Genomic DNA, 4,134 nt, shown 5'->3' with positions numbered 1-4,134 from the left:
TTGCCTCGTCCAACGGCTTCTTTGCCATGGCGCGTATCTCCATTCAATCCGTTAGAGATATAACGCGCCAGCATCGAATCGGTTGTCATGTTTTATGGGAAACTCAATAAGACGCACGTCGGATTTCGTGGCGTCGAGCTCATGCACATGATCAAGAAGGGGCAGATGAAAAGCAGCGGACAAAAGTCCGCTGAGTAGTTTTAATCGCTAGATAGATAAGCATTATTTATCGTATTCATTTGGCTTGAAAAAAGCATCCTTATTGCGGCAGAACCTTCCAAGCGCAGCCAACTCAGGACTGGTCTTCGTTGACAAGTTTGCTAATTTCCGGTGTCCCGTAAAGGCGCTTGACCGAGGCTTCGTGAAATTCTGTCAACCCCTTTTCACGTGACAAATAGTCGTTACCTCCCGAGGTGCGGTGACCATACTCCGACATGGTGCGGCCCCACGGCAAACCAAAAGTCCTTTTCTGCCAGTCGGCAATCACGGCAACGTCCGCTCCGGGCGCACGCTTCTCCTTGCGTACCTGTGAAACGAGCCTGTCCACGAGCGCTGCCTTGCTCATGATCGGGGCCACCTGAGCGCCTCCTGTCTCCGTACTTTGACAGGATGGCGTGCCCGGAGAAACTTGCGGCTCCGATTGCTCGGAACCTTGTTTTGCTGGCCGCCGGATAGCCGCGCTAGTGAAAGAATGCTGCAACGGCTGGAGCGCCGGTGTGACGGATTGCAGGCGTGGAGAGCTTGGCCTCGGGGAGCCAGGCGGGGTTACGCCCGTCGCCCGTTTACCAAGGCTTGTGTCCACCATTCCGTCATAGTCGTAGTCGTCGAAGTCGGAGGACGCGATATCGTTTGCCCGCGCCGGGTTCTGAAAATCGAGACTGTATTTGCCGGGCATATTGACGCCACCTGTTCAATAAGTTTGGATAACTGCATGATGTACACGTATCACTCTGGCACATTTTCTGGTAGAGAAATGACACGTACTGCAGCGCATTTCTCGAAGGTTTCGCGGGCTTAGCGCATAAGACACCTGTCAACGCACGCACGTCAGGATTACATCAAGCGGATAATGCTGGCACTTGAGCACGCGGGCCTCGGCCGGAATCAGTGTCTTCATCAAGCATTCAGTCGTTCATCTTGTTCCGTACATCATAACCAACTGCCTTATTTCGACAGAATCGATGATTTTTATATGGCCTGTTTTTGCAAGGAGGATGAGCATCGCTCTTGCTGCCGGGATCTCGAACGCCAATGTATCCGACCTCATGGGTAACGCGGCGCACGGGCCGTTTGTCGACGATGGATCAAGTTCATATCCACGGGCTGGTTACCGGAATTTCATCTTTCCGTCACGGGGCTGCCTCGCTCTTAGTTAAAAAAATTCGCCCCACTATCGACAAAAATTATTTTAAAATCTGGCTCTCCTCGTTTCTCGCCGTACTAACCAGCGCGCGCGGCTTGAACCGGCAACGGACGATCCGTTCGCGCCACTGTTTTATTGGCTATATCATTAATATATTCTATTGCCGTCGTCCTTATCGCAGCCGGATATTTTGCAGGAATATCACTAATTTTTTTATAATTTAGTCAGCGTTCTCTTCTAAAGACGCGATTTTAACTTGGTTTGCATATTTCATTATTTTATATAATGTCTCATCCGCTGAGATGTTTCCCTTGCGAAGATCTCTCTCGAGTCTATGAACCTTTAAAGTATGCATGGGCTGGGCCACTACAGAGAACACTTTACCAACAAAATTAGATTTCTCAGGGTAGGCAGGAGGCGCCCCTGTTCGGCCGGAGTACGCAGGAGGGGCGCTGATCGGCTCGGCTGAGCGACCACTGCCGAGTAACTCGGCAGCGCCCCCAAGGCTGCTGATCCCCTTGCCTGATCGGTCGGTAAGCGAAGGCCCTGTCGCCCCCTATCAGAGACGGAGGCCAGCGACCAGTCGTTGTGCGATTCGTGAGAGATAGTCGGCGTATAGCCGCCGGTAATGTCGCTAATTTCGGGCATGGAGTGATTACCTGAAAGTGGTTGAAAACCCACTTACTCTATGTAACCCCAACGATGCATTTGACCCGTGGCGCGCAATACGTTTCATGCTGGCGCAATTTCAATAGGGCTGATTGTGGGGCGATGGGGCCAGTCGTTTAGGGAGGCGCTGATCAGTAACCGTTTGTGTCGATGAGACTCTCGACCTGATCATCTAGTTTTTCGATGCGAAATATAAGTGCGTGTCGAGCGGGGGTTTTTCCGAAAAGGGCCGGTTTTAAGCCCGCTCCTGAGGCACTTTGCGTACTCAGGACGGACGACGTCCATGACAAGTCAACAACGATTTCTTGGCTGGCAGCAAATTTGCCAGTGCAAACAGGCTCAACAACTGCGCCGTGTTCTTCGCCAGACCTTTGTAGCGTACCTTGCGACGACCAAACAGATTTTTGATCACATGGAATGGATGCTCGACCCGCACCCGGATCTGGGCCCTGGATCGCTCCGCAGCGATCAACAGCTCCTTCAATGCGCCTTCGCACATCGCCTTGATCTTGCCGCGCTTGATGGGGCTCTGGTGCAAATAGTTTCGGTGAATCGGTTAGAGTAGCCGGCCATCAAACTGGTAGCCGGTGATGAGCAAGCAAAAAGGTCCGGAGGGGCTGTTCGGTGGGCGGCATTTCGATCGGAAGATCATCATTCTGTGTCTTCGCTGGTACCTGCGCTACAAGCTGAGCCTGCGCGATCTTGTCGGGATGATGTCCAAACGGCGTTCGTCGCTGGCTCACACGACGATCCTTCGCCGGGTGAGGCGTTATACGCCCGAGTTCGTCAAACGCTGGAACCGCTTTGCTACACCCGCGGGTCGCTCGTGGCGTGTCGGCGAGACCTGGCTGAAGGTTCGGGGCAGGTGGGTCTACCGGTACCGGGTGGTGGATCGGGCTGGCCAGACGGTAGACTTCATACTCAGGGCAAAGCGCGATGTGGCTGCGGCCAAAGGTCCGCAAGGTCCTCAGGCATCAGGGCCAGTCGCCGACGACCATCACGCTCGATGGCTATGCTGCCTCGCACCGGGCGGTGCGCGAGATGAAGGCCGACGGCCTTCTGCGTGAAGACACGAAGCATCGAAGTCCGAAGTACATGAACAACCTGGTCGAGCAGGACCATCGTCACATCAAATCCAGAACGAACGTGATGCTCGGCTTCAAACGATTCAGGACCGCCGCGACCACGATTTCAGGCATCGAGTTGATGCATCGTATTCGCAACGGTCAGTTCGATCTCGCGAAGCTCGGCCTCAAGGGTATCGCTGCACCTGCCGTATGGAATGCTGTCCTGTCCGATTGATAAGGCATCCTTCAGATAGAAAATTTATCAAACGGCAAATAAATTGGCTCTCGATGCCGCGACACTTTTCAGGACCGACGGGCGCGAATCTCATCGTGGCGCGCGGAGCAATCCCCAAAACGACGCCGAATAGATTTATGCAAGCCAACCGCGTTATCGTGCAGCAGGGGTTGCAAAAATCGGAGGAACCATAGATTTAATACGTCCTACGGTAGTGTTGCGGCGCGGGTTGCACGTATCACACGCAGTCCGAGGGTCACAGAATGCGAGCTCGAACGCGAAAAGGAACTGAGCACTTTGCTTGACGCACAGGCAGCGCAGGATAAGATTCAGGCACCCCGGCGTAGGATTTCCTTTCCTGACATCAGTTTTCCCAACGTTGTTATGCGGCTGCCCGTCGATGACGGTGTGAGCACCGCTGATGGCAGCGTCGGCCTGCCGGGCTTCGAAGCCGGGGGGCGTGTATCGCTCCCTCACGGCGCCAGTGTGGCGGGCTTCCTCTTTAGATCATCACGGGACAGGTATGACTGGCAGCATTACTCAGGCTTTGGTGCGGCAATACCCTCCATCCGGATCACGGGCCAGCGATTCTGCCGGGCCCGCAATGAGGCAGGTGAACGAGAAAAAAAATATCCCCGACACCCGGATCGAAGCGCTTGGCCGGCTTGCCCGCAACGGTCCTGGCCGGCCTGCTGTACCCGGTTCGGCCCGACATGCCGCTGACCCGGAGCTGGAAAGAAGCATCAGGGAAGCCATCGAATGGTATGGAGCCTTCTTTCCGGACGCCGGGCGGATGCCCG

General features: G+C 54.6%; 2 protein-coding genes and 3 pseudogenes. 2 read left to right on the top strand and 3 right to left on the bottom strand.

Going from position 1 to position 4,134, the window contains the following annotated elements; all coding sequences use genetic code 11:
- Positions 1-292: 292 nt before the first annotated feature.
- From HV796_RS40535 to HV796_RS40525, 3 genes and pseudogenes are all read right to left on the bottom strand, one after another.
- Positions 293-895 (bottom strand): hypothetical protein, encoded by a 603-nt coding sequence (locus HV796_RS40535; RefSeq protein ID WP_175233318.1) that lies wholly within the window; start codon positions 893-895, stop codon positions 293-295.
- A gap of 141 nt (positions 896-1,036) precedes the next feature.
- Positions 1,037-1,117 (bottom strand): annotated as a pseudogene (locus HV796_RS40530) (IS6 family transposase); the annotation flags it as partial.
- A gap of 1,180 nt (positions 1,118-2,297) precedes the next feature.
- Positions 2,298-2,555 (bottom strand): annotated as a pseudogene (locus HV796_RS40525) (transposase); the annotation flags it as partial.
- Between the two features lie 67 nt (positions 2,556-2,622).
- Between HV796_RS40525 and HV796_RS40520 the strand changes: the two are divergent.
- Together HV796_RS40520 and HV796_RS43710 are read left to right on the top strand one after the other, a co-directional pair.
- Positions 2,623-3,334: pseudogene (locus tag HV796_RS40520) on the top strand (IS6 family transposase).
- A 613-nt stretch (positions 3,335-3,947) separates the two neighbouring features.
- Positions 3,948-4,134 (top strand): hypothetical protein (locus HV796_RS43710; RefSeq protein ID WP_217478205.1); only part of this gene is annotated, 187 nt, incomplete at its 3' end.

It is taken from the genome of Paraburkholderia humisilvae, assembly GCF_902859855.1.
GTDB lineage: Bacteria > Pseudomonadota > Gammaproteobacteria > Burkholderiales > Burkholderiaceae > Paraburkholderia > Paraburkholderia humisilvae.
Note: the sequence above shows the minus strand (reverse complement) of the source record. Positions and strands in the feature narration are given on the sequence as shown.

Excerpts from the sequence above, each read along its gene's own strand:
- HV796_RS40535 (WP_175233318.1), bottom strand. The coding sequence starts at position 895 with ATGCCCGGCAAATACAGTCTCGATTTTCAGAACCCGGCGCGGGCAAAC.